At 73.3% G+C, this 19,489-nt stretch carries 19 protein-coding genes; 8 read left to right on the top strand and 11 right to left on the bottom strand.

Annotated elements, in window-relative coordinates; genetic code table 11:
• Nucleotides 1-63: 63 nt before the first annotated feature.
• The 5 genes from ACZ4TV_RS06220 to paaA are packed head-to-tail and all read right to left on the bottom strand — an operon-like array spanning nucleotide 64 to nucleotide 3,723.
• The gene (locus ACZ4TV_RS06220) at nucleotides 64-1,167 is read right to left on the bottom strand and encodes a 2Fe-2S iron-sulfur cluster-binding protein (RefSeq protein ID WP_468131207.1); all 1,104 of its coding nucleotides are present in this window, start codon (nucleotides 1,165-1,167) and stop codon (nucleotides 64-66) included.
• Nucleotides 1,168-1,674 (bottom strand): 1,2-phenylacetyl-CoA epoxidase subunit PaaD, encoded by a 507-nt coding sequence (gene paaD / locus ACZ4TV_RS06225; RefSeq protein WP_468131209.1) that lies wholly within the window; start codon nucleotides 1,672-1,674, stop codon nucleotides 1,168-1,170.
• Nucleotides 1,668-2,396 (bottom strand): 1,2-phenylacetyl-CoA epoxidase subunit PaaC, encoded by a 729-nt coding sequence (paaC, locus tag ACZ4TV_RS06230; RefSeq protein WP_468131211.1) that lies wholly within the window; start codon nucleotides 2,394-2,396, stop codon nucleotides 1,668-1,670. The genes paaD and paaC overlap by 7 nt, the downstream gene beginning before the upstream one ends.
• Entirely contained in the window at nucleotides 2,393-2,677 is a 285-nt protein-coding gene (gene paaB, locus ACZ4TV_RS06235) for a 1,2-phenylacetyl-CoA epoxidase subunit PaaB (RefSeq protein WP_030009045.1), read from the bottom strand. Before paaB ends, paaC begins: the two co-directional genes overlap by 4 nt.
• The gene (gene paaA / locus ACZ4TV_RS06240) at nucleotides 2,674-3,723 is read right to left on the bottom strand and encodes a 1,2-phenylacetyl-CoA epoxidase subunit PaaA (protein WP_468131213.1); all 1,050 of its coding nucleotides are present in this window, start codon (nucleotides 3,721-3,723) and stop codon (nucleotides 2,674-2,676) included. Before paaA ends, paaB begins: the two co-directional genes overlap by 4 nt.
• A gap of 136 nt (nucleotides 3,724-3,859) precedes the next feature.
• On the opposite strand from paaA, the gene ACZ4TV_RS06245 reads away from it, so the two are divergent.
• The 3 genes from ACZ4TV_RS06245 to ACZ4TV_RS06255 all read left to right on the top strand — a co-directional run bounded on the left by ACZ4TV_RS06245 (nucleotide 3,860) and on the right by ACZ4TV_RS06255 (nucleotide 6,664).
• Entirely contained in the window at nucleotides 3,860-4,558 is a 699-nt protein-coding gene (locus tag ACZ4TV_RS06245; protein ID WP_468131215.1) for a DUF5819 family protein, read from the top strand.
• Nucleotides 4,546-5,748, top strand: coding sequence for an HTTM domain-containing protein (locus ACZ4TV_RS06250; RefSeq protein WP_468131217.1), 1,203 nt, complete (start codon nucleotides 4,546-4,548; stop codon nucleotides 5,746-5,748). Before ACZ4TV_RS06245 ends, ACZ4TV_RS06250 begins: the two co-directional genes overlap by 13 nt.
• 124 nt (nucleotides 5,749-5,872) lie before the next feature.
• Nucleotides 5,873-6,664 (top strand): TrmH family RNA methyltransferase, encoded by a 792-nt coding sequence (locus ACZ4TV_RS06255; RefSeq protein WP_468131219.1) that lies wholly within the window; start codon nucleotides 5,873-5,875, stop codon nucleotides 6,662-6,664.
• A gap of 73 nt (nucleotides 6,665-6,737) precedes the next feature.
• Here the strand turns inward: ACZ4TV_RS06255 and paaN are convergent, their stop codons facing one another.
• Complete coding sequence (gene paaN / locus ACZ4TV_RS06260; protein ID WP_468131221.1) at nucleotides 6,738-8,420, bottom strand: phenylacetic acid degradation protein PaaN; 1,683 nt, start codon at nucleotides 8,418-8,420, stop codon at nucleotides 6,738-6,740.
• 124 nt (nucleotides 8,421-8,544) lie between these two features.
• Between paaN and ACZ4TV_RS06265 the strand changes: the two genes are divergently transcribed.
• Nucleotides 8,545-10,056, top strand: coding sequence for a 3-hydroxyacyl-CoA dehydrogenase (locus tag ACZ4TV_RS06265; protein WP_468131223.1), 1,512 nt, complete (start codon nucleotides 8,545-8,547; stop codon nucleotides 10,054-10,056).
• Nucleotides 10,053-10,640, top strand: a complete 588-nt coding sequence (locus ACZ4TV_RS06270) for a TetR/AcrR family transcriptional regulator (protein WP_468131225.1) — start codon at nucleotides 10,053-10,055, stop codon at nucleotides 10,638-10,640. The genes ACZ4TV_RS06265 and ACZ4TV_RS06270 overlap by 4 nt, the downstream gene beginning before the upstream one ends.
• Nucleotides 10,641-10,695: 55 nt before the next feature.
• On the opposite strand, the gene ACZ4TV_RS06275 is transcribed toward ACZ4TV_RS06270, so the two are convergent.
• A complete protein-coding gene (locus tag ACZ4TV_RS06275) occupies nucleotides 10,696-11,265 on the bottom strand; it encodes an Lrp/AsnC family transcriptional regulator (protein WP_468131227.1) in 570 nt (189 codons plus the stop codon).
• A gap of 178 nt (nucleotides 11,266-11,443) precedes the next feature.
• Between ACZ4TV_RS06275 and pdhA the strand changes: the two genes are divergently transcribed.
• From pdhA to ACZ4TV_RS06290, 3 genes are read left to right on the top strand one after another with little or no spacing between them, the layout of a single operon-like run.
• Nucleotides 11,444-12,580, top strand: coding sequence for a pyruvate dehydrogenase (acetyl-transferring) E1 component subunit alpha (gene pdhA, locus ACZ4TV_RS06280; RefSeq protein ID WP_468131229.1), 1,137 nt, complete (start codon nucleotides 11,444-11,446; stop codon nucleotides 12,578-12,580).
• A 47-nt stretch (nucleotides 12,581-12,627) separates the two neighbouring features.
• The gene (locus tag ACZ4TV_RS06285) at nucleotides 12,628-13,596 is read left to right on the top strand and encodes an alpha-ketoacid dehydrogenase subunit beta (protein WP_468131466.1); all 969 of its coding nucleotides are present in this window, start codon (nucleotides 12,628-12,630) and stop codon (nucleotides 13,594-13,596) included.
• A complete protein-coding gene (locus tag ACZ4TV_RS06290) occupies nucleotides 13,596-14,906 on the top strand; it encodes a dihydrolipoamide acetyltransferase family protein (protein ID WP_468131231.1) in 1,311 nt (436 codons plus the stop codon). Before ACZ4TV_RS06285 ends, ACZ4TV_RS06290 begins: the two co-directional genes overlap by 1 nt.
• Before the next feature lie 120 nt (nucleotides 14,907-15,026).
• Here ACZ4TV_RS06290 and ACZ4TV_RS06295 read toward each other — a convergent pair whose 3' ends face one another.
• Genes ACZ4TV_RS06295 through ACZ4TV_RS06310 form a run of 4 tightly spaced genes read right to left on the bottom strand, consistent with a single transcriptional unit; the run spans nucleotide 15,027 to nucleotide 19,319 of the window.
• On the bottom strand, nucleotides 15,027-16,004 hold the full coding sequence (locus tag ACZ4TV_RS06295) for an NAD(P)H-quinone oxidoreductase (protein WP_468131233.1): 978 nt from the start codon (nucleotides 16,002-16,004) through the stop codon (nucleotides 15,027-15,029).
• Nucleotides 16,005-16,030: 26 nt separating this feature from the next.
• On the bottom strand, nucleotides 16,031-17,131 hold the full coding sequence (locus ACZ4TV_RS06300) for a potassium channel family protein (RefSeq protein WP_468131236.1): 1,101 nt from the start codon (nucleotides 17,129-17,131) through the stop codon (nucleotides 16,031-16,033).
• A complete protein-coding gene (locus ACZ4TV_RS06305; RefSeq protein ID WP_468131238.1) occupies nucleotides 17,119-18,429 on the bottom strand; it encodes a molybdopterin molybdotransferase MoeA in 1,311 nt (436 codons plus the stop codon). Before ACZ4TV_RS06305 ends, ACZ4TV_RS06300 begins: the two co-directional genes overlap by 13 nt.
• Nucleotides 18,426-19,319, bottom strand: a complete 894-nt coding sequence (locus tag ACZ4TV_RS06310; protein WP_468131240.1) for an NTP transferase domain-containing protein — start codon at nucleotides 19,317-19,319, stop codon at nucleotides 18,426-18,428. Before ACZ4TV_RS06310 ends, ACZ4TV_RS06305 begins: the two co-directional genes overlap by 4 nt.
• Nucleotides 19,320-19,489: the final 170 nt, after the last annotated feature.

The following is a 19,489-nucleotide window of genomic DNA, read 5'->3' on the forward strand; positions in this document are numbered from 1 at the left end:
CGGTGCGTCAAGATAGAACAGCTTCCGGGAATTGGACAGGCCCCGGCCGCGAGCGGGGGTCCCTCAGCGGTCGAAGTCGATCTCCACTTCCTCCGTCATCGGGTGGGACTGGCAGGCCAGTACGAACCCGGCATCCGTCTCCTCGGCCTCCAGCGCGAAGTTCCGGTCCATCCGGACCTCGCCCGACACCAGGAACGCGCGGCAGGTACCGCAGACCCCGCCCTTGCAGGCGTACGGGGCGTCCGCGCGGTTGCGCAGGACCGCGTCCAGCAGGGATTCCCCGTCCTGGACCGGCCAGGTGCCGGAGCGCCCGTCGAGCCGCGCCGTGACCCGCCCGTGCGCGGGCGCCGTGGCCGCCGCCGGGCGGGCCGGGACCGTGGTGTCCTCGACGTGGAAGATCTCCTCGTGCACCCGGGACCGTACGACGCCGAGCGTGCTCAGGGCCCGCTCCGCGCCCTGCACCAGCCCGTAGGGGCCGCACAGGAACCAGCCCGTCACCTCCGCCACCGGCAGCAGCGCGGGCAGCAGGGCCGCCAGCCGCTCCTCGTCCAGCCGACCGGACGGCAGCCCGGACTCCTGCTCCTCCCGGGACAGGACCGTCACCAGCTGGAACCGCGCCGGATACCGGTCCTTGAGGTCGGCGACCTCCTCCAGGAACATCGTCGAGGCCGCCGTACGGTCGCTGCGTACGAGGCAGAAGCGGGCGTCGGGCCGGGTGGCCAGCAGGCTCGCGGCGATCGACAGCACGGGCGTGATGCCGCTGCCGCCGACGATCGCCGCGTAGTGCCCCGAGGCGGGGGCGGCGGCGGGCTCCAGCACGAAGCGGCCGGCCGGGACCATGACGTCCAGCACGTCGCCGGCGGCGATCTCCTTGTGCGCGAAGGTGGAGAACTCCCCGCCCTCCACCAGCCGCACCCCGACCCGCAGCTCCGCCGGGCCCGGGCCGCCCGGCGCCGGGGCGGGGGAGCAGATCGAATAGGTGCGGCGGATCTCCGTGCCGCCCTCGGGGGCGGTGCGGCGCAGGGTCAGGTGCTGGCCGGGGGCGTGCCGGTAGTCCTCGCGCAGCGCCTCGGGCACCCGGAGGGTCAGCGCCACCGAGTCGTCGGTGAGCCGGTCGACTGCCGCCACCGTCAGCGGGTGGAACGCGCCGTGGCGGGGGGCGGCCATCTACAGCTCCTTGAAGTGGTCGAACGGTTCGCGGCAGGCGGTGCAGCGGCGCAGCGCCTTGCATGCGGTGGAGGAGAACCGGCTCAGCAGCTCGGTGTCGGTCGATCCGCAGTTCGGGCAGCGGACCGACAGGGTCAGCGGGACCGGCCCGCCGGCCGCGTGCGGGCGGGGCGGGGCGATGCCGAACTCCGCGAGCTTGCGGCGGCCTTCGGCGCTGATGTCGTCGGTCGACCAGGCGGGGGCCAGCACTGTGGTCACCCGCACCTCGGGTATGCCGTGGCCGGTCAGGAGCCGCTCGATGTCCGCCGACATGGCCTCGATGGCCGGGCAGCCGGTGTAGGTGGGGGTCAGGATGACCTCGGCATGGCCGTCCTCGTGCATCCGCACTCCGCGCACCACGCCCAGCTCGCCGAGGGTGAGCACGGGCAGCTCGGGATCCGGGACGGAGCCCGCCAGCTCGGCCAGCTCCGCCTCCAGGCGGGTCCTACCGGAGTCGGTGGTCACCATGACGCCCCCGGATGGCTGCGGTGCAGGTGCTGCATCTCGGCGAGCATCCGGCCGAACGGTTCGGTGTGCAGGCCCTGCCGGCCGGCTCCGGCGGCCCAGGCGCCGGTGCGCGGCCCTTCGGGCAGAGCCAGACCGGCCCGCTCCAGTACGCCGGTCAGCGCGGCCAGCCAGCGCCCTTCCAGGGCGGCCCAGTCCAGGCCTTCGAGGCCCTCCACCGGCTGGAACATCTCCCCGGTGTACTTCCACAGCGCGTCCAGGGCGGCCCGTATGCGGCTGCGGCTCTCCTGCGTGCCGTCGCCGAGCCGCAGCGTCCACTGCTCGGCGTGGTCGCGGTGGTACGCGGTCTCCTTCACGGCCTTGGCCGCGAGCGGCGCGAACGGGCCCTCCCCGCGCGCGAGTTCCCCGTAGAGCTCGTGCTGGTAGAAGGAGAAGAAGAGCTGGCGGACGATGGTGTGGGCGAAGTCGCCGTTCGGCTGCTCGACCAGCTGGAGATTGCGGAAGGACCGCTCCTCGCGCAGGAACGCCAGCTCGTCCTCGTCACCGACCATGGACAGCAGGACGCGGGCCTGGCCGAGCAGGTCGAGGGCGATGTTGGCCAGGGCGACCTCCTCCTCCAGGACGGGGGCGTGCCCGGCCCATTCCCCGAGGCGGTGGGAGAGGATCAGCGCGTCGTCGCCGAGCGCGAGAGCCGCCGCGGTGGTGGTGGTGTCGGTGCTGGTCACAGGTGGCTCACCCCCTCCGGGATGTCGTAGAAGGTGGGGTGCCGGTACGGCTTGTCGGCGGACGGGGCGAAGAACGGGTCCCGCTCGTCCGGCGAGGAGGCGGTGATCTCCGTGGAGGGCACCACCCAGATCGAGATGCCCTCACCGCGCCGGGTGTAGAGGTCGCGGGCGTTGCGCAGGGCCATCTCCGCATCGGGGGCGTGCAGGCTTCCCGCGTGCGTGTGCGAGAGGCCGCGCCGCGAGCGCACGAACACCTCCCACAGGGGCCAGTTCTGCGTCATACCCGTGCCTCCTCGTTCTGTTCGGCGTGCTTCGCCGCTTGCTGTGCCGCCTGCTTCTGCGCATACGCCGCGGCCGCGTCGCGCACCCAGGCGCCTTCCTCGTGGGCCCTGCGCCGCTGGCTGATCCGCTGCTCGTTGCAGGGACCGTTGCCCTTGAGGACGTCCCAGAACTCCGCCCAGTCGATGGCGCCGAAGTCGTGGTGCCCGCGCTCCTCGTTCCACTTGAGGTCCGGGTCGGGCAGGGTCAGGCCGAGGGACTCGGCCTGCGGGACGGCGATGTCCACGAACCGCTGGCGCAGCTCGTCATTCGAGTGGCGCTTGATCCGCCAGGCCATCGACTGCGCCGAGTGCGCCGACTCGTCGTCCGGCGGGCCGAACATCATCAGCGACGGCCACCACCACCGGTCGACCGCGTCCTGGGCCATCGCGTGCTGGGCCTCGGTGCCCTGCGAGAGCGCGAGGAGCAGCTCGTACCCCTGGCGCTGGTGGAAGGACTCCTCCTTGCAGATCCGGACCATGGCGCGTGCGTAGGGCCCGTAGGAGCAGCGGCAGATCGGGACCTGGTTCGTGATCGCCGCGCCGTCCACGAGCCAGCCGATGGCGCCGACGTCCGCCCACGTCAGCGTGGGGTAGTTGAAGATCGAGGAGTACTTCTGCTTGCCCGAGTGGAGCTTGTCGAGGAGCTCGTCGCGGCTGGTGCCGAGCGTCTCGGCCGCGCTGTAGAGGTACAGGCCGTGTCCGGCCTCGTCCTGGACCTTCGCCATCAGGATCGCCTTGCGGCGCAGCGAGGGCGCGCGGGTGATCCAGTTGGCCTCGGGCTGCATGCCGATGATCTCGGAGTGGGCGTGCTGGGCCATCTGGCGGACCAGAGTGGCGCGGTACTGCTCGGGCATCCAGTCGCGCGGCTCCACGCGCTCGTCCGCCGCCACGGCCGCGTCGAATGCCGCCGCGAGCTGTGCGCCGAGGTCAGCCGTCATGCCCGTCCCGTCCGTCCCGTCTGTCCCGAGGGCCGCATCCGGCCCCGTTTCCGGGGTCACTGCCACCATTCCGGCCCCCTGTGAGATTCCGCCGTCCCGCCCGACCGACCGATCGTTCGGTTCATCCGCTTCAATGGTGAGACGACGGCCCGTAGGGTGTCAACCTCTGTGGTCAACCCTGTGGACGCCGGAGGATCGGGGCGGGATGGATTCGAACGAGCACGAGCCCGCCGCGGGGGCCGTTCCGCCACCCCCGCGCAGGCCCGTCGACGGGGCCGCCGCGCCCTCTCCGCGGGTGCCCGGGATCGCCGGTCTGTCCGCCCCGTACCGGGTTCTGACCGCCCTGGCCCTGGGGGCCGTCGCCGTGGCCGCCTGCGCGCACCTGACGCTCGTCTTCCTGCACGTGGCCCCGTCCAACACGGTGAGCAAGCAGCACGCGGGGACGATCGACGACTGGATCTACCCCGAATTCGAACAGAACTGGAAGCTCTTCGCCCCCAACCCGCTCCAGCAGAACATCGCCGTGGAGGCGCGCGCCGAGGTGCGGACCGCGAGCGGCGAGCTGATCACCACCGACTGGCGCGACCTGAGCGCCCAGGACGGCGCGGCCATCCGGCACAGCCTGCTGCCGAGCCACACGGAGCAGAACGAGCTGCGCCGGGCCTGGGACTTCTTCACCGGCTCCCACGACGAGGACAACATGCCGAACGGCGAGCGCGGCGAGCTGTCCGAGGCGTACCTGCGGCGGATCGCGGTGAACCGGCTCGCGCCGGAGCACCGGGGCGGGCACCTCCTGCGGATCCAGCTGCGCTCGGCGACGACGGCGGTGCCCGCGCCGAAGTGGAGCACCGAGACCACCGACACCCAGACCTACTACCGGGAGCTGCCGTGGTGGACGGTGTGAGGCGCGCCCGTGCGGCGGTGGGGCGGGCGGCCGCGAAGGTCACCGGGCAGGCGCTGGGCCCGTACCAGAGCGCGGTGGTCCGCATCGGCTTCGCCGGGACCTGGCTCTTCTTCCTGCTGCGCGAGTTCCCGAACCGCGCCGAGCTGTACGGGCCGGACGGGCCGTGGAGCTGGGAGCTGGCGGAGCGGCTGACCGCCTCCAACCAGGCCTTCACGGTGCTGATGTGGTCCGACTCGACGCTGTGGTTCGAGAGCGTCTACGCGGTGTCCGTGCTGGCCAGCGCGGGGCTGCTGCTGGGCTGGCGGACGCGGGCGACGTCCGTGGTGTTCATGGTCGGCGTGCTGTCGCTGCAGAACCGCAGCGTGTTCATGGGCGACGGCGGGGACAACGTCATCCACCTGATGGCGATCTACCTGGTGCTGACCCGGTGCGCGCGGGTGTGGTCGCTGGACGCGCGCCGGGTCCGTACGCACGGCTCGGCGACGGCCGGGGCGGCCGGGCCGGTGCTGTGGGGTGTGCTGGGGGCGGTGCTGGCCTACGGGGCGGCGACCGGGCGGTTCGGCCTCGGCTGGCTGACGGGGTTCGCGGCGGTGTGGGTGGTCTGCGGGCTGTGGTGGCTGGTCGACCGCTACGAGCCGGAGGGGGAGGGGCGGGCGGTCCTGGACGTCCTGGCGAACCTGCTGCACAACGCGGGGATGCTGGTGATCACGGCGGAGGTCTGCCTGATCTACGCGACGGCCGGCTGGTACAAGATCCAGGGGTCGCGGTGGCAGGACGGGACGGCGCTGTACTACCCCCTGGGGCTGGACTACTTCACGCCGTGGCCGGGGCTGTCGGCGCTGGTGGCGGGGAGCGGGACGCTGGTGATGCTGCTGTCGTACGGGACGGTGGCGGTGCAGGTGGCGTTCCCGTTCACGCTGTTCAACCGGCGGATCAAGAACGTGCTGCTGGCCGTGATGATGCTGGAGCACGCGGGGATCGCGGTGCTGCTGGGCCTGCCGTTCTTCTCTTTGGCGATGATCGCCGCCGACGCGGTCTTCCTGCCGACGGCGTTCCTGGTGTGGCTCGGTGGGCGGGCCGCCGCGCTTCGCCTCGGCCGTGGCGGCGGTTCGGGGCCGGGCCGCCCCTCGGCCCCTTCGGAGGCCGAGCCCGTTCCCGCGGACGCGGAGCCCAGCCCCGTGCCGCGCTGAGCGTCCCCTGCGGCGCCGTTGCCGGGGGCGCCGCCCCCGGACCCCCGCGCCTCGAACGCCGGCGAGGCTGGATCTGCCCGGCTGCGCGCGCGGCGGTGCGCGCGGTGGACCGTAGGGTCGGGGTATGAGTGAGGATCAGAGCCCCGGAGAGATCGCGCGGCAGTGGCGGGAGGCCGCCGGGCGGGGGGATCTCGTCCTGCTGGACGGCTTTCACACGCTGAAGCACGCCCTGCGCTTCGGGGCCGACGTACGGATCGCCGTCGCCGACGAGCCCGACGCCGTACGGGAACTCGCCGGCGAGCTGGCTCCGGACGTCGAGGCCGATGTGGTCCGGCTGGTGCGGCGGGCCGCGCTCAAGGAACTCCTGCCCCGCGTGCATCCCACCGGGGTCGCGGCCCTCGCCGTACGCCCCGATCGGGCGGCGGGCCTCGCCGGGCTGCGGCGGACGCCCAGGCCGGCGCCCGTCGTCGTCCTCGACAACCCCCGCAACCTCGGCAACGTCGGAGCGGTCGTCCGCCTCGCCGCCGGTTTCGGCGCCACCGGCGTGGTGACCCGCGGCGACCTCGACCCCTGGCACCCGAACGTGGTCCGGGCCGGGGCCGGACTGCACTACGCCACCACCGTCGAACGCCTCGCACTGGACGAGCTGCCGCCGGGGCCGCTCTACGCCCTCGACCCGGAGGGCGAGGACATCCGCACCCTCACCCTCCCGGACGACGCCCTGCTCGCCTTCGGCTCGGAACGCCACGGGATCTCGCCGGAGCTGCGGGACCGGGCCGACCACCTGGTCGCCCTCCCGATGCGCCCGCAGGTCTCCAGCTACAACCTCGCCACCAGCGTGGCCATGACCCTCTTCCACTGGGGCGGCCCGCCGGCCCAGGTGGACGCCTCCGCCCGCACCTTCGAAACGAGGTAGCGGCGGGGCGCCCACCCGGGCCCTGTCCTCAGGGCACCGGCGTCACGGCACCGGTGGCGTCACGGCACCGGCGTCAGGCCTGGCGGCGGACCTCCACCACACGGAAGCGGTTCGCCACGAAGGCACCGTCGCACAGCGCCGCGTTGGCCGCCGGGTTGCCGCCCGAGCCGTGGAAGTCCGAGAACGCCGCGGTCTGGTTGACGTACACCCCGCCGGTCAGGTTCAGGGAGAGCTGCGCGGACTCCTCCAGGCAGACCTCCTCGATTGCCCGCTCGGTGTCCGCCGACGTCGTGTACGCGCCCACCGTCATGGCGCCCTTCTCCCGCACCGTGCGGCGCAGCAGCTCGAGGGCGTCGGCGGTGGTGTCCACGGCCACCGCGAAGGCGACCGGGCCGAAGCACTCCGAGAGGTAGGGCGCGTCCGGGTCCGGCTTGGCCGCGTCCAGCTTGACCAGGACGGGGGTGCGGACCACCGCGTCCGGGAACTCGGGGTTCACGACCTCCCGGGAGGCCAGCGCGACCTCGCCCAGTGCGGCCGCCGCCTCCAGGCGGGCCTTGACGTCCGGGTTGACCAGCGCGCCCAGCAGCGCGTTGGCCCGGGCGTCGTCGCCCAGCAGGCCGCCGACCGAGGCCGCGAGGTCGGCGACGACCTCGTCGTACGTCTTGTGGCCGGCGTCCGTCGCGATGCCGTCGCGCGGGATCAGCAGGTTCTGCGGGGTGGTGCACATCTGGCCGCTGTAGAGCGAGAGGGAGAAGGCCAGGTTGGACAGCATCCCCTTGTAGTTGTCGGTGGAGTCCAGGACGACGGTGTTGACCCCCGCCTTCTCCGTGTAGACCTGCGCCTGGCGGGCGTTGGCCTCCAGCCAGTCCCCGAACTCCGTGGAACCGGTGTAGTCGATCAGCTTGACCTCGGGACGGAGCGCGAGGGTCTTGGCGATGCCCTCGCCCGGCTGGTCGACCGCGAGCGCGACCAGGTTCGGGTCGAAGCCCGTCTCGGCGAGGACCTCCCGCGCCACCTGGACGGTCAGCGCGAGCGGCAGCACGGCCCGCGGATGCGGCTTGACCAGCACCGCGTTGCCGGTGGCGAGCGAGGCGAAGAGGCCGGGGTAGCCGTTCCACGTGGGGAAGGTGTTGCAGCCGATCACGAGGGCGATGCCGCGGGGGACGGCCGTGAAGGTCTTGCCGAGCTCCAGCGGGTCCTTCTTGCCCTGGGGCTTCGACCAGTCGGCCTGCCCCGGGACCCGGGTCTGCTCCTCGTAGGCGTAGGCCACCGCTTCCAGACCGCGGTCCTGCGCGTGGGGGCCGCCCGCCTGGAACGCCATCATGAAGGCCTGGCCGCTGGTGTGCATGACCGCGTGCGCGAACTCGTGGGTCCGGGCGGAGATGCGGGCCAGGATCTCGATGCAGACCACGGCACGCGCCTCGGGTCCCGCGTCGCGCCAGGCGGCCATGCCGGCCTTCATCGCGGGCAGCAGCACCTCAGGGTCCACATGCGGGTACTCGACGCCCAGCTCCGGGCCGTACGGGGACACCTCGGCGCCCGCCCAGCCGTCGGTGCCGGGCTGCCCCAGGTCCAGCCGGGTGCCGCGCAGGGCCTCGAAGGCGGCGAGCCCGTCGGCGGGGGCGGTCTCGCCGTACGCCTTGGGGTGTTCGGGATGCGGTGACCAGTAGGCGCGGCTGCGGATCGCCGACAGGGCCTGGTCCAGGGTGAGCCGGTGCTTGGCGGACAGCTGGGGGACGGTGAGCTCGGCGGCCATCAGGGACCAACTCCTCGTTGAGCCGGGCGAAGGAGAGCAGACTGGAGTTAGAGTAACCGAACGATCGGTCGGGACAAGAGGGCCCGGCAGACCTGTGGATAAGTCGGTGCGGGAGGATCAGGACATGACAGCAATCGAGCGGTCCCGCACTGTGGCGGTCGTCGGCGCCGGCACCATGGGCCAGGGCATCGCCCAGGTCGCCCTTCTCGCAGGTCACCGGGTGCTGATCTACGACATCGACGCGGGCCTCGCCGCGGACGGCGCCGGCTTCGTGCAGGACCGTGTCGAGCGGATGGCCGCCAAGGGCCGCCTCGATCGCGCCGAGGCGGAGGACGCGATCGGCCGAATCGATTCGGCGAGCGCCCTCGCGGACCTCGCCGGGGCCGCCCTGGTCATCGAGGCGGTGGTCGAGAACGTCACCGTCAAGCAGACGCTCTTCGCGGCACTCGAAGAGGTGGTTTCGCCGGACGCGCTGCTGGCCACCAACACCTCCTCGCTCTCCGTGACCGAGCTCGCCGCCGGTCTCGCGCACCCCGGCCGCTTCCTCGGCCTGCACTTCTTCAACCCGGCCCCGCTCCTCCCGCTCGTCGAGGTGGTCAGCGGCTTCGCCACCGACCCGGCCGCCGCCGAGCGCGCGTACCGCACGGTCCTCGGCTGGGGGAAGACCCCGGTCCGCTGCGCCGACACCCCCGGTTTCATCGTCAACCGGATCGCCCGTCCCTTCTACGCCGAGGCCTTCGCGGTCTACGAGGAGCAGGGCGCCGACCCGGCCACCATCGACGCCGTGCTGCGCGAGAGCGGCGGCTTCAAGATGGGCCCGTTCCAGCTGACCGACCTGATCGGCCAGGACGTCAACGAGGCCGTGACCCGCTCGGTGTGGGAGTCCTTCCACCACAGCCCCAAGTTCACCCCGTCCCTCGCGCAGCGCCGGCTGGTCCAGTCGGGCCGTCTCGGCCGCAAGTCGGGGCACGGCTGGTTCCCGTACGGCCCGCAGGCCGTCGCCCCGCAGCCGCACACCGCCGGACCCGAGGAGGCCCCGGCCAAGGTCACCGTCGTCGGCGACCTCGGGCCCGCGGCGGAGCTGGCCGACCTCCTGGAGGAGGCCGGGATCGCGGTCACGGCCACCGAGCAGGGCGGCCCGTACATCCAGCTGCCCGGCGAGGGCCAGCTGGTCCTCGCGGACGGGAAGACCTCGGTCGAGTTCGCGGACGTCGTGTACTTCGACCTCGCGTTCGACTACCGCGGCGCCACCCGGATCGCGCTCTCCGCCAGCGAGGACACCAGCGAGCGGACCCTCGCCGAGGCGATCGGCCTCTTCCAGAAGCTGGGCAAGCGGGTCTCGGTCATCGGCGACGTCCCCGGCATGATCGTCGCCCGGACCGTCGCGATGCTGATCGACCTCACGGCCGACGCCGTCGCCCGGGGCGTGGCCCGCGCCGAGGACATCGACACCGCGATGCGGCTCGGGGTCAACTACCCGGTGGGCCCCGCCGAATGGCACGAGCGGCTCGGCCAGGACTGGGCCTACGACCTGCTGCACCACCTCGACGAGCGCTGCCCCGGCGGCCGGTACGCGCCCTCGCTGGCCCTCTTCAAGCTGGGCTACGCCGCGGGCGACGAGGAGGGGGCGCGGTGACCACGGCCAAGCGCGACACCTACACCCCCGAGACGCTGCTGTCCGTCGCCGTCCAGGTCTTCAACGAGCGCGGCTACGACGGCACCTCGATGGAGCACCTCTCCAAGGCCGCGGGCATCTCGAAGTCCTCGATCTACCACCACGTCGCGGGCAAGGAGGAACTGCTGCGGCGGGCCGTCAGCCGCGCCCTCGACGGGCTCTTCGCGGTCCTGGAGGAGCCGGGCGCCGTACGGGGCCGGGCGGTCGAGCGGGTCGAGTACGTCACGCGCCGCACGGTCGAGGTGCTGGTCTCCGAGCTGCCGTACGTGACGCTGCTGCTGCGGGTCCGCGGCAACACCCGGACCGAGCGCTGGGCGCTGGAGCGCCGCCGCGAGTTCGACCACCAGGTCGCCGACCTGCTCAAGGCGGCCGCGGCGGACGGCGACCTCCGGGCGGACGTGGACATCCGGCTGGCCACCCGCCTCCTCTTCGGCATGGTGAACTCCCTGGTCGAGTGGTACCGCCCGCACCCGGGCACGGGCCCCGACCAGCTCGCGGACGCGGTCGTCCACATGGCCCTCGACGGCCTGCGCACGGCCCGCTGAGGTCCGGGCGGCGGCCCCGTGCGGCCCCGTACAGCCCCGTGCGGATCCGTGCGGCCTACTCCTCGGCGATCGCCGGGGCGCCTGCCGGGCCCGGCCCCTGGTCCAGCAGATCCGTTTCCTCGAAGACCAGCAGGGTGCGCGTCGAGAGCACCTCGGGGATCGCCTGCAGACGGGTCAGGACCAGCTCGCGCAGGGTCCGGTTGTCCGGGGTGTGCACCAGGAGCAGGACGTCGAAGTCCCCGCTGACCAGGGCGATGTGGGCGGCGCCCGGGAGCTCGCGCAGCTGCTCGCGGACCGTGCGCCAGGAATTCTGGACGATCTTCAGGGTGATGTAGGCCGATGCGCCCTGCCCCGCGCGTTCGTGGTTGACGCGGGCGGTGAACCCGCGGATCACCCCGTCGTCGATGAGCCGGTTGATGCGGGCGTAGGCGTTGGCGCGCGAGACGTGCACCTGCTCCGCCACCGAGCGTATCGACGCGCGGCCGTCCGCTTGGAGCAGCCGCATGATCGACCGGTCGATGGGGTCCAGGGGACGGGGTGCCACAGGCGGGACTCCGGAGGTGCCCGGTGCGCCCCCCGGCGGAACCGGTGTGGAACCCGCTCCGGCCATTTGTTCATCCGGCATTGCCCGATGCCTCCCTCTCCTGGACGTCCTGCACCCATCCCAGGGCCCCGGCGCCAGTTTGTCCACAGCCTGGAGCCGCCTGTAGCCAAATTGCGCAGACAACCGAACAATCGGTAGGTGAGGGGCCTCACACCCGGGGCACCCCCTGCCCGCTTCCCACGAGGAGGTGTACGCCGCCATGACGGTCCAAGAGCTGCCCGGTGCCGGTGCGTCCCACCGTTCCACCCCGCCGCCCGCCTGGAGGCCCCGTACGGACGCCGCCCCGCTGCTCCCGGAGGCCGAGCCCTACCGGGTCCTGGGCACCGAGGCGGCCGACCGGCTCGACCCCGCGCTGATGCGCCGCTGCTACGCCGAGCTGGTGCGCGGCCGCCGCTACAACGCCCAGGCCACCGCACTGACCCGACAGGGCCGGCTCGCCGTCTATCCCTCCACCGTCGGGCAGGAGGCCTGCGAGATCGCGGCCGCCCTGGTCCTGGAGGACCAGGACTGGCTCTTCCCGAGCTACCGCGACACCCTGGCGGCCGTGGCGCGCGGACTGGACCCCGTACAGGCGCTGACCCTGCTGCGCGGCGACTGGCACACCGGATACGACCCGCGTGAGCACCGCATAGCCCCGCTGTGCACCCCGCTCGCCACCCAGCTGCCGCACGCGGTGGGCCTGGCGCACGCGGCCCGGCTGCGCGGGGACGACGTCGTCGCCCTCGCCATGGTCGGCGACGGCGGCACCAGCGAGGGCGACTTCCACGAGGCGCTCAACTTCGCCGCCGTCTGGCAGGCCCCGGTGGTCTTCCTCGTCCAGAACAACGGCTTCGCGATCTCCGTCCCGCTCGCCAAGCAGACCGCCGCCCCGACGCTGGCCCACAAGGCCGTGGGCTACGGGATGCCCGGCCGGCTGGTCGACGGCAACGACATCGCGGCGGTGCACGAGGTGCTGACCGAGGCCGTCCGGCGGGCCCGGGCCGGCGGCGGTCCGACCCTGATCGAGGCCGTCACCTACCGGATGGAGGCCCACACGAACGCCGACGACGCGACCCGCTACCGCGGTGACGCCGAGGTCGAGGCCTGGAAGGCGCACGACCCGATCGACCTGCTGGAGCGCGAGCTGACCGCACGCGGGATCCTCGACGAGGCGGGCATCCAGGCGGCGCGCGACGAGGCCGAGGTGATGGCGGCGGCCCTGCGCGAGGGGATGAACGCCGATCCGGTGGTGGACCCGATGGACCTGTTCGCGCACGTGTACGCGGAGCAGACCGACCGCCTGCGCGAGCAGGCGGCCATGCTGCGCGCCGAACTGGAAGCCGAGGACCAGGCGTGACGACGGTGGCGGCGAAGTCCGCGAAGTCGGGGGTCAAGCCCTCGACGATGGCGCAGGCCCTGACCCGGGCGATGCGGGACGCGATGGCCGAGGACCCGACGGTCCACGTCATGGGCGAGGACGTCGGGACGCTGGGCGGGGTCTTCCGGATCACGGACGGGCTCGCGAAGGAGTTCGGCGAGGAGCGCTGTACGGACACCCCGCTCGCGGAGGCCGGGATCCTGGGCGCGGCGGTCGGCATGGCCATGTACGGGCTGCGGCCGGTGGTGGAGATGCAGTTCGACGCCTTCGCGTACCCGGCCTTCGAGCAGCTGATCTCGCACGTGGCGAAGATGCGCAACCGCACGCGCGGCGCGATGCCGCTGCCGATCACCATCCGCGTGCCGTACGGCGGCGGGATCGGCGGCGTGGAGCACCACTGCGACTCCTCCGAGGCGTACTACGTGGCGACGCCCGGCCTGACGGTGGTGACCCCGGCGACGGTCGAGGACGCGTACGGGCTGCTGCGCGCGTCGATCGCGAGCGACGACCCGGTGGTCTTCCTGGAGCCGAAGCGGCTGTACTGGTCGAAGGCCGACTGGTCGCCCGAGGCGCCGGCGGCCGTGCCGGGCATCGGGAAGGCGCTGGTGCGGCGGACGGGCACGAGCGCGACGCTGATCACCTATGGGCCTTCGCTGCCGGTGTGCCTGGAGGCGGCCGAGGCGGCGCGAGAGGAGGGCTGGGAGCTGGAGGTCGTGGACCTGCGCTCGCTGGTCCCCTTCGACGAGGACACGGTCGTGCAGTCCGTACGCCGTACCGGGCGCGCGGTGGTCGTCCACGAGGCCGGAGGCTTCGGCGGACCGGGCGCGGAGATCGCCGCCCGGGTCACGGAGCGGTGCTTCCACCACCTGGAGGCGCCGGTGCTGCGGGTGACGGGCTTCGACATCCCGTATCCGCCGCCGATGCTGGAGAAGCACCACCTGCCCGGTGTGGACCGGATCCTGGACACCGTGGCCCGCCTGCAGTGGGAGAACTGATGCCGCAGGTCATGGAATTCAAGCTGCCGGATCTCGGTGAGGGCCTGACCGAGGCCGAGATCGTGCGGTGGCTGGTGGCGGTGGGCGACGTCGTCGCCATCGACCAGCCGGTCGTCGAGGTCGAGACGGCCAAGGCCATGGTGGAGGTGCCCTGCCCGTACGGCGGTGTCGTCACCGCCCGCTTCGGCGAGGAGGGCGAGGAGCTGCCGGTCGGGGCCCCGCTGATCACCGTGGCGGTGGGTGCGCGGTCGGCCCCCGCCGAGGCCCCGGCGGCGGAGTCCTCGGGCTCCGGCAACGTCCTGGTGGGCTACGGCACGGACCACTCCCGCCCGGCGCGTCGGCGGCGGGTGCGACCCGTCACCGCCGCGGTGTCGGCACCTGCCCCGGCGCCTGCCCCGGCTCCTGCTCCCGTCGCGGCGGCTGCGGCCGCTCCGGCGGGGCCGGTGCCGGTGATCTCGCCGCTGGTGCGCAAGCTGGCCAAGGACCACGGGGTCGACCTGCGCGCGCTGCGCGGTTCGGGACCCGAGGGCCTGATCCTGCGGGCGGACGTCGAGGCGGCGCTGGCGGCGCTGCGGGCGCCCGAACCGGCCCCCGTCGCGGCGGCGGTGCCCGTGGCCGCGCAGGGCGAGCGGATCCCGCTCAAGGGTGTGCGCGGGGCGGTCGCCGAGAAGCTGTCGCGCAGCCGGCGGGAGATCCCGGACGCCACCTGCTGGGTCGACGCGGACGCCACCGAGCTGATGGCCGCCCGAGCCGCGATGAACGCCGTGGGCGGGCCCAAGATCTCGGTGCTGGCGCTGCTGGCACGGATCTGCACGGCCGCGCTGGCCAAGTACCCGGAGCTCAACTCCTCGGTGGACCTCGCGGCCAAGGAGATCGTCCGGCACCCGTCCGTGCACCTGGGCTTCGCCGCGCAGACCGAGCGGGGCCTGGTGGTCCCGGTGGTCCGGGACGCGCATAGCCGCAACCCGGAGTCGCTGTCGGCGGAGTTCGCCCGCCTGACCGAGCTGGCGCGGGCGGGGAAGCTGGCCCCGGCCGATCTGACGGGCGGTACCTTCACCCTGAACAACTACGGGGTGTTCGGGGTGGACGGCTCCACGCCGATCATCAACCACCCGGAGGCGGCGATGCTCGGCGTCGGCCGGATCATGGCGAAGCCGTGGGTGCACCGGGGTGAGCTGGCCGTCCGGCAGGTCGTCCAGCTGTCGCTGACCTTCGACCACCGGGTGTGCGACGGGGGCACGGCGGGCGGGTTCCTCCGCTATGTCGCGGACTGCGTGGAGTCCCCGGCCGTCCTGCTGCGCAGCCTGTAGCTCCGCGGGGTAATCCCCGAAACCGGGCTCTGCCCGGACCCGGTCCTCAAACGCCGGACGGGCTGAAGATTCAGCCCGCCGGCGTTTGAGGCGCGGGGTCTGGGGCGGAGCCCCAGTGGCTCAGAGCGTGAGCAGCAGCTTGCCCACGTGGCTGCTCGCCTCCATCACGCGGTGGGCCTCGGCCACCTGTGTCATGGGGAACGACGCGTGGACCACCGGGCGGATCCGCCCCGCTGACACCAGGGGCCACACGTGCTCCCGTACGGCCGCGACGATGGCCGCCTTCTCCTCCAGCGGGCGGGCCCGCAGCGTGGTGGCGGTGATCGCCGCCCGCTTCGCCATCAGCGCGCCGAGGTTCAGTTCGGCCTTCGCCCCGCCCTGGAGCCCGATCACCGCGAGCCGGCCGTTGACGGCCAGGGCGTCCACGTTCCGGGCGAGGTACTTCCCGCCCATGATGTCCAGGATCACGTCCGCCCCGGCCCCGCCCGTCGCCGCCCGCAGCTCCGCCACGAAGTCCTGCTCGCGGTAGTCGATCAGGATGTCCGCGCCCAGTTCCTCGCAGCGCGCCAGCTTCTCCGGGCCGCCGGCCGTCACGGCGACCGTCGCGCCCACCGCCTTGCCCAGCTGGATCGCCATCGTCCCGATCCCGCTGGATCCGCCGTGCACCAGCAGGGTCTCGCCGGGGCGCAGTCCGGCCACCATGAACACGTTGGACCACACCGTCGTGACGACCTCGGGCAGCGCGGCCGCCGTCACCAGGTCCACGCCCGCCGGGACCGGCAGCAGCTGGCCCGCGGGCACGGCCACCCGCTGCGCGTACCCGCCGCCGGCCAGCAGGGCGCACACCTCGTCGCCCACCGACCAGCCGGACACCCCCGGCCCGATCGCGGCGATCCGCCCGGAACACTCCAGTCCCGGATGGCGCGAGGCGCCGGGCGGCGGATCGTAGAACCCCCGCCGCTGGAGTACGTCGGCGCGGTTCACGGCGCTCGCCACGACCTCGACGAGGACCTCGCCCTCACCCGCCACCGGATCGGGTACGTCGGTCCAGACGAGGGCCTCGGGACCGCCGGGCTGTTCGATGGTGATCGCATGCATGGCCCGGAGGCTACGCCAACTCGCGCCTACTCGGCAGGACCCAATATCACGTGCGGCGAAGCCGTCGGCGCCGCCCGCACGATGGTGATGAGACGGTCCGTCAGCTGGATCGGGCTCGCGTGCGGGTCGTCGTACGGGAGCAGGCGGTGCCCGCGCAGCACGCTCACGACCAGATCGCCGATCTCCCGTACGGACTTGCCGACCTCCGCCTTCCGCACGGGCCGTTCGATGATGTCGAGCCCAGTGCCCGCCTGGATCAGGTCCTCCATCACGGTGCCCGCGCTCGGGCTGAGCACCGACAGGCCCAGCAGCCGGCCGGCCGCGCTCGCGCTCGTGATGACCGCGTCCGCGCCGGACTGGCGCAGCAGCGGGGCGTTCTCCTCCTCGCGCACCGCCGCGACGATCTTCGCGCCGCGGTTGAGCTGCCGCGCCGTCAGCGTGACCAGGACCGCCGTGTCGTCCCGCTGGGTGGCGATGATGATCTGACGGGCCTTCTGCAGTTCGGCGCGGAGCAGCACGTCGGAGCGGGTGGCATCGCCGACCACGCCCGTGAACCCCTCCGAGGTGGCCGTGTCGATCACCTTGGCGCTGGGGTCGACGATGACGACCTGCTCCTTGGAGAGGCCGGTGGCCAGCAGCGTCTGGAGGGCCGAGCGGCCCTTGGTGCCGAAGCCGACGACGACCGTGTGTTCACGCAAGTTCTTCCTCCAGCGGTTGAGCCGCCACTCTTCCCTCGTCCGCTCGGTCAGGACTTCCAGGGTGGTACCGACCAGGATGATCAGGAACAGCACGCGCAGCGGGGTGATCAACAGGACGTTGACCAGTCGCGCGGTGTCGCTGTGCGGGACGATGTCGCCGTAGCCGGTCGTCGACAGGGTCACGGTCGCGTAGTAGACGCAGTCGAGGAAATCGACCCGCTCGTCGGCGTTGTCGTGATAGCCCTCGCGGTCGAGCCAGACGATCAGGACCGTCAGGAAGAGCACGAACAAGGCCATCAGCAGGCGCCGGCTGACCTGCCTCAGCGGCTGCTCGACGATGCGCTTGGGCAGTTTGATGCGCCGGGAGACGAGTTTCTCGTCGGCGCTGCGGGCCATGGAGTCCTGTCCGTGAAGTTTCACGTGAAACATCCTCCCGAGGCCCACGGCAGATCGAGGATTTCCAGGTCCTGCCCGGACCGCGCGCCCTTCGGCGGTACGACGGCCAGCGCGTCGGCGGCCGCCACGCCGCGCAGCATCGCGGGGCCGTGGTAGCGCAGCGGCACCGCGTGGTCGTCGCTCAGCAGGACCGGGACGAGCCGGGTGTCGTACGGGTGGCCCGGTACGTCGCTGTGGACCGGCGCCGTGTAGCGGGGGCGCATACGGCGGCCGGCGAGGGCGCGCAGCAGCGGTTCGGCGAGGGTCAGCAGCCCGGATACGGCGGCCAGCGGGTTCCCGGGCAGCCCGACCAGATGCCGCCCTTCGGTGCGGGACCCGATGCGGGCCAGCAGCATCGGATGCCCGGGGCGTACCGCCACCCCGTCGACCAGCAGGTCGGCGCGGGCCTGGCGCAGCACGGGGTGGACGTGGTCGACGGGTCCTGAGGCGGTGCCGCCGGTGGTGACCAGGACATCGGCGGTGGACGTGGTGACGGCTTCCAGCAGGGCCGCCGCGCCCGCCGGATCGTCTCCGAGCCCTCGCGTGCCGATGACCTCGGCACCGAGGCGCGTGAGCCACGGGCCGAGCATGGGGCTGAGGGCGTCGCGGATCAGGCCGTCGTGCGGGCGGCCCTCGGTGAGCAGCTCGTCGCCGAGCACCAGGATCTCCACGCGGGGGCGGGGCCGGGTGGACAGCTCGTCGTAACCGGCGGCCGCGGCGAGCCCGAGCACGGCCGGGGTGACCAGGGAACCGGCGGGCAGCAGCAGGTCTCCCGAGCGGCACTCCTGGCCCCGCGGGCGGATGTCCTGGCCGGTGAGGACGGGCCGGTCGGCGAAGAGCTGGCTGCCGGCCTCCCGGCAGTGCTCGCTGCGGATCACGGCGGTGGTGTCGGCGGGGATCCGGGCGCCGGTGGCGATCCGTACGGCCTCGCCGTCCGTGAGAGGCTCCGGCCGGTCGGAGCCGGCCAGGACGCTGCCGCCGGTGCGCACGCTCCACGGGCCGGGGCCGGCGACGGCCCAGCCGTCCATGGCGGAGGTGTCGAAGGACGGCAGGTCGGTCAGCGCGTCCAGGGGGGTGGCCAGTACCTCGCCGAGGGCCTGCGCGAGGGGGACGTCGTGCGTACGGGCCCGCACCCCGGCCCCGGCGTGCACGGCGGCCTCCCGGGCCCGCTGCCAGGCGGCGGCGCGGTGGCCGCCCCCGCCGCCGCCCGCGCCGCCCTCGGCGGCGGGGTTGCGGCTGACCAGGGCCAGGGCCTCGTCGAGGGCCTGATCGGCGGAGTTCGTGGGGGTCATCCGGAGCCGTTCTCTTCGGCGGCGTCGGCCTGCGCCTCGGCGGCCCAGCGCAGCGCCAGGTCGGCGGCCTTGCGGGAGGCTTCGGCGACGGCCTGAGCGGGGTCGGCGCCGGTGGCGGCGGCGTGGGCGGCCGCGTAGCCGACGAGGAAGGTGGTCAGCGGGGCGGCGGGCCGGGCGACGCCGTGGGCGGCGTCCCGGGCGAGGTCGAGCAGGGTCTTGGTGTCGACGGCGAGGTCGACGCCCAGCTCGCTCTTGACGGCGGTGATCCATTGGTCCAGCACGGTTCCATGCTCCCTGATCCGGGCCCGGGCGACGGCGAGATCGTCCCAGGTGTCGCAGTCGAAGGAGGCGAGGGGTCCCGCCGTGACGCGGGCGAGGTGCAGTTCGGCGGTGAGCGCGCGGAGCGGGAGCCCGGTGAGGTTGCCGTGTTCGGTGGCGAGCAGGGCGATCTCGCGGCGCAGGGGTTCGGCCCGGTAGGCGGCGACCAGCGGCTGGTCCCGGCCGTCGGGGTCTCGCAGCATCGCCCCGTCCGCCGTGCCGCCGTCCGCCGTGCCTCGGTCCGCGCCGGGCGCGTCCAGCAGGGCCCGTACGGTGTCCCGGTCCAGGAACGGCAGGTCCGCGGAGAGTACGAGGACCAGCTCGGCGGTGGTCTGGCGCAGCCCGGCGTCCAGCGCGGCCAGGGGGCCGCCGCCGGGCGGGTCCTCGCGGGTCCAGCGGACGGGCCGCGCGGTGGGGCGGCGGCCGCCGACCACGACGGTGGTCCGGGCGTCCGGACAGGCGTCGAGGACGCGGTCGAGGAGGGGGCGGCCGCCGACGCTCAGCGCGGGCTTGTCCGCCCCGCCGAGTCGCTGCGCGGCGCCGCCGGCCAGCACGATCGCGTCGTAGCTCATGCCCCAGAGTATGCGTCGACCATGTCCCGTGTGGGGAGCCGGATTTCCCTCGGGGCCGCGCCTCAATCGCCGGCGGGGCTGAAAAGAACGGGGCTCCGCCCCGGACCCCGCGCCTCAAACGCCGGCGAGGCTGGATTTGTGCGGCGGGGCTGAAAAGCGCGGGGCTCCGC

The sequence above is a fragment of the Streptomyces sp. NPDC028910 genome (genome assembly GCF_055564955.1).

Excerpts from the sequence above, each read along its gene's own strand:
- ACZ4TV_RS06220 (WP_468131207.1), bottom strand. The coding sequence starts at position 1,167 with ATGGCCGCCCCCCGCCACGGCGCGTTCCACCCGCTGACGGTGGCGGCA.
- paaD (WP_468131209.1), bottom strand. The coding sequence starts at position 1,674 with ATGGTGACCACCGACTCCGGTAGGACCCGCCTGGAGGCGGAGCTGGCC.
- paaB (WP_030009045.1), bottom strand. The coding sequence starts at position 2,677 with ATGACGCAGAACTGGCCCCTGTGGGAGGTGTTCGTGCGCTCGCGGCGC.
- paaA (WP_468131213.1), bottom strand. The coding sequence starts at position 3,723 with ATGGTGGCAGTGACCCCGGAAACGGGGCCGGATGCGGCCCTCGGGACA.
- ACZ4TV_RS06245 (WP_468131215.1), top strand. The coding sequence starts at position 3,860 with ATGGATTCGAACGAGCACGAGCCCGCCGCGGGGGCCGTTCCGCCACCC.
- ACZ4TV_RS06255 (WP_468131219.1), top strand. The coding sequence starts at position 5,873 with ATGAGTGAGGATCAGAGCCCCGGAGAGATCGCGCGGCAGTGGCGGGAG.
- paaN (WP_468131221.1), bottom strand. The coding sequence starts at position 8,420 with ATGGCCGCCGAGCTCACCGTCCCCCAGCTGTCCGCCAAGCACCGGCTC.
- ACZ4TV_RS06265 (WP_468131223.1), top strand. The coding sequence starts at position 8,545 with ATGACAGCAATCGAGCGGTCCCGCACTGTGGCGGTCGTCGGCGCCGGC.
- ACZ4TV_RS06275 (WP_468131227.1), bottom strand. The coding sequence starts at position 11,265 with ATGCCGGATGAACAAATGGCCGGAGCGGGTTCCACACCGGTTCCGCCG.
- pdhA (WP_468131229.1), top strand. The coding sequence starts at position 11,444 with ATGACGGTCCAAGAGCTGCCCGGTGCCGGTGCGTCCCACCGTTCCACC.
- ACZ4TV_RS06285 (WP_468131466.1), top strand. The coding sequence starts at position 12,628 with ATGGCGCAGGCCCTGACCCGGGCGATGCGGGACGCGATGGCCGAGGAC.
- ACZ4TV_RS06290 (WP_468131231.1), top strand. The coding sequence starts at position 13,596 with ATGCCGCAGGTCATGGAATTCAAGCTGCCGGATCTCGGTGAGGGCCTG.
- ACZ4TV_RS06295 (WP_468131233.1), bottom strand. The coding sequence starts at position 16,004 with ATGCATGCGATCACCATCGAACAGCCCGGCGGTCCCGAGGCCCTCGTC.
- ACZ4TV_RS06300 (WP_468131236.1), bottom strand. The coding sequence starts at position 17,131 with ATGTTTCACGTGAAACTTCACGGACAGGACTCCATGGCCCGCAGCGCC.
- ACZ4TV_RS06305 (WP_468131238.1), bottom strand. The coding sequence starts at position 18,429 with ATGACCCCCACGAACTCCGCCGATCAGGCCCTCGACGAGGCCCTGGCC.
- ACZ4TV_RS06310 (WP_468131240.1), bottom strand. The coding sequence starts at position 19,319 with ATGAGCTACGACGCGATCGTGCTGGCCGGCGGCGCCGCGCAGCGACTC.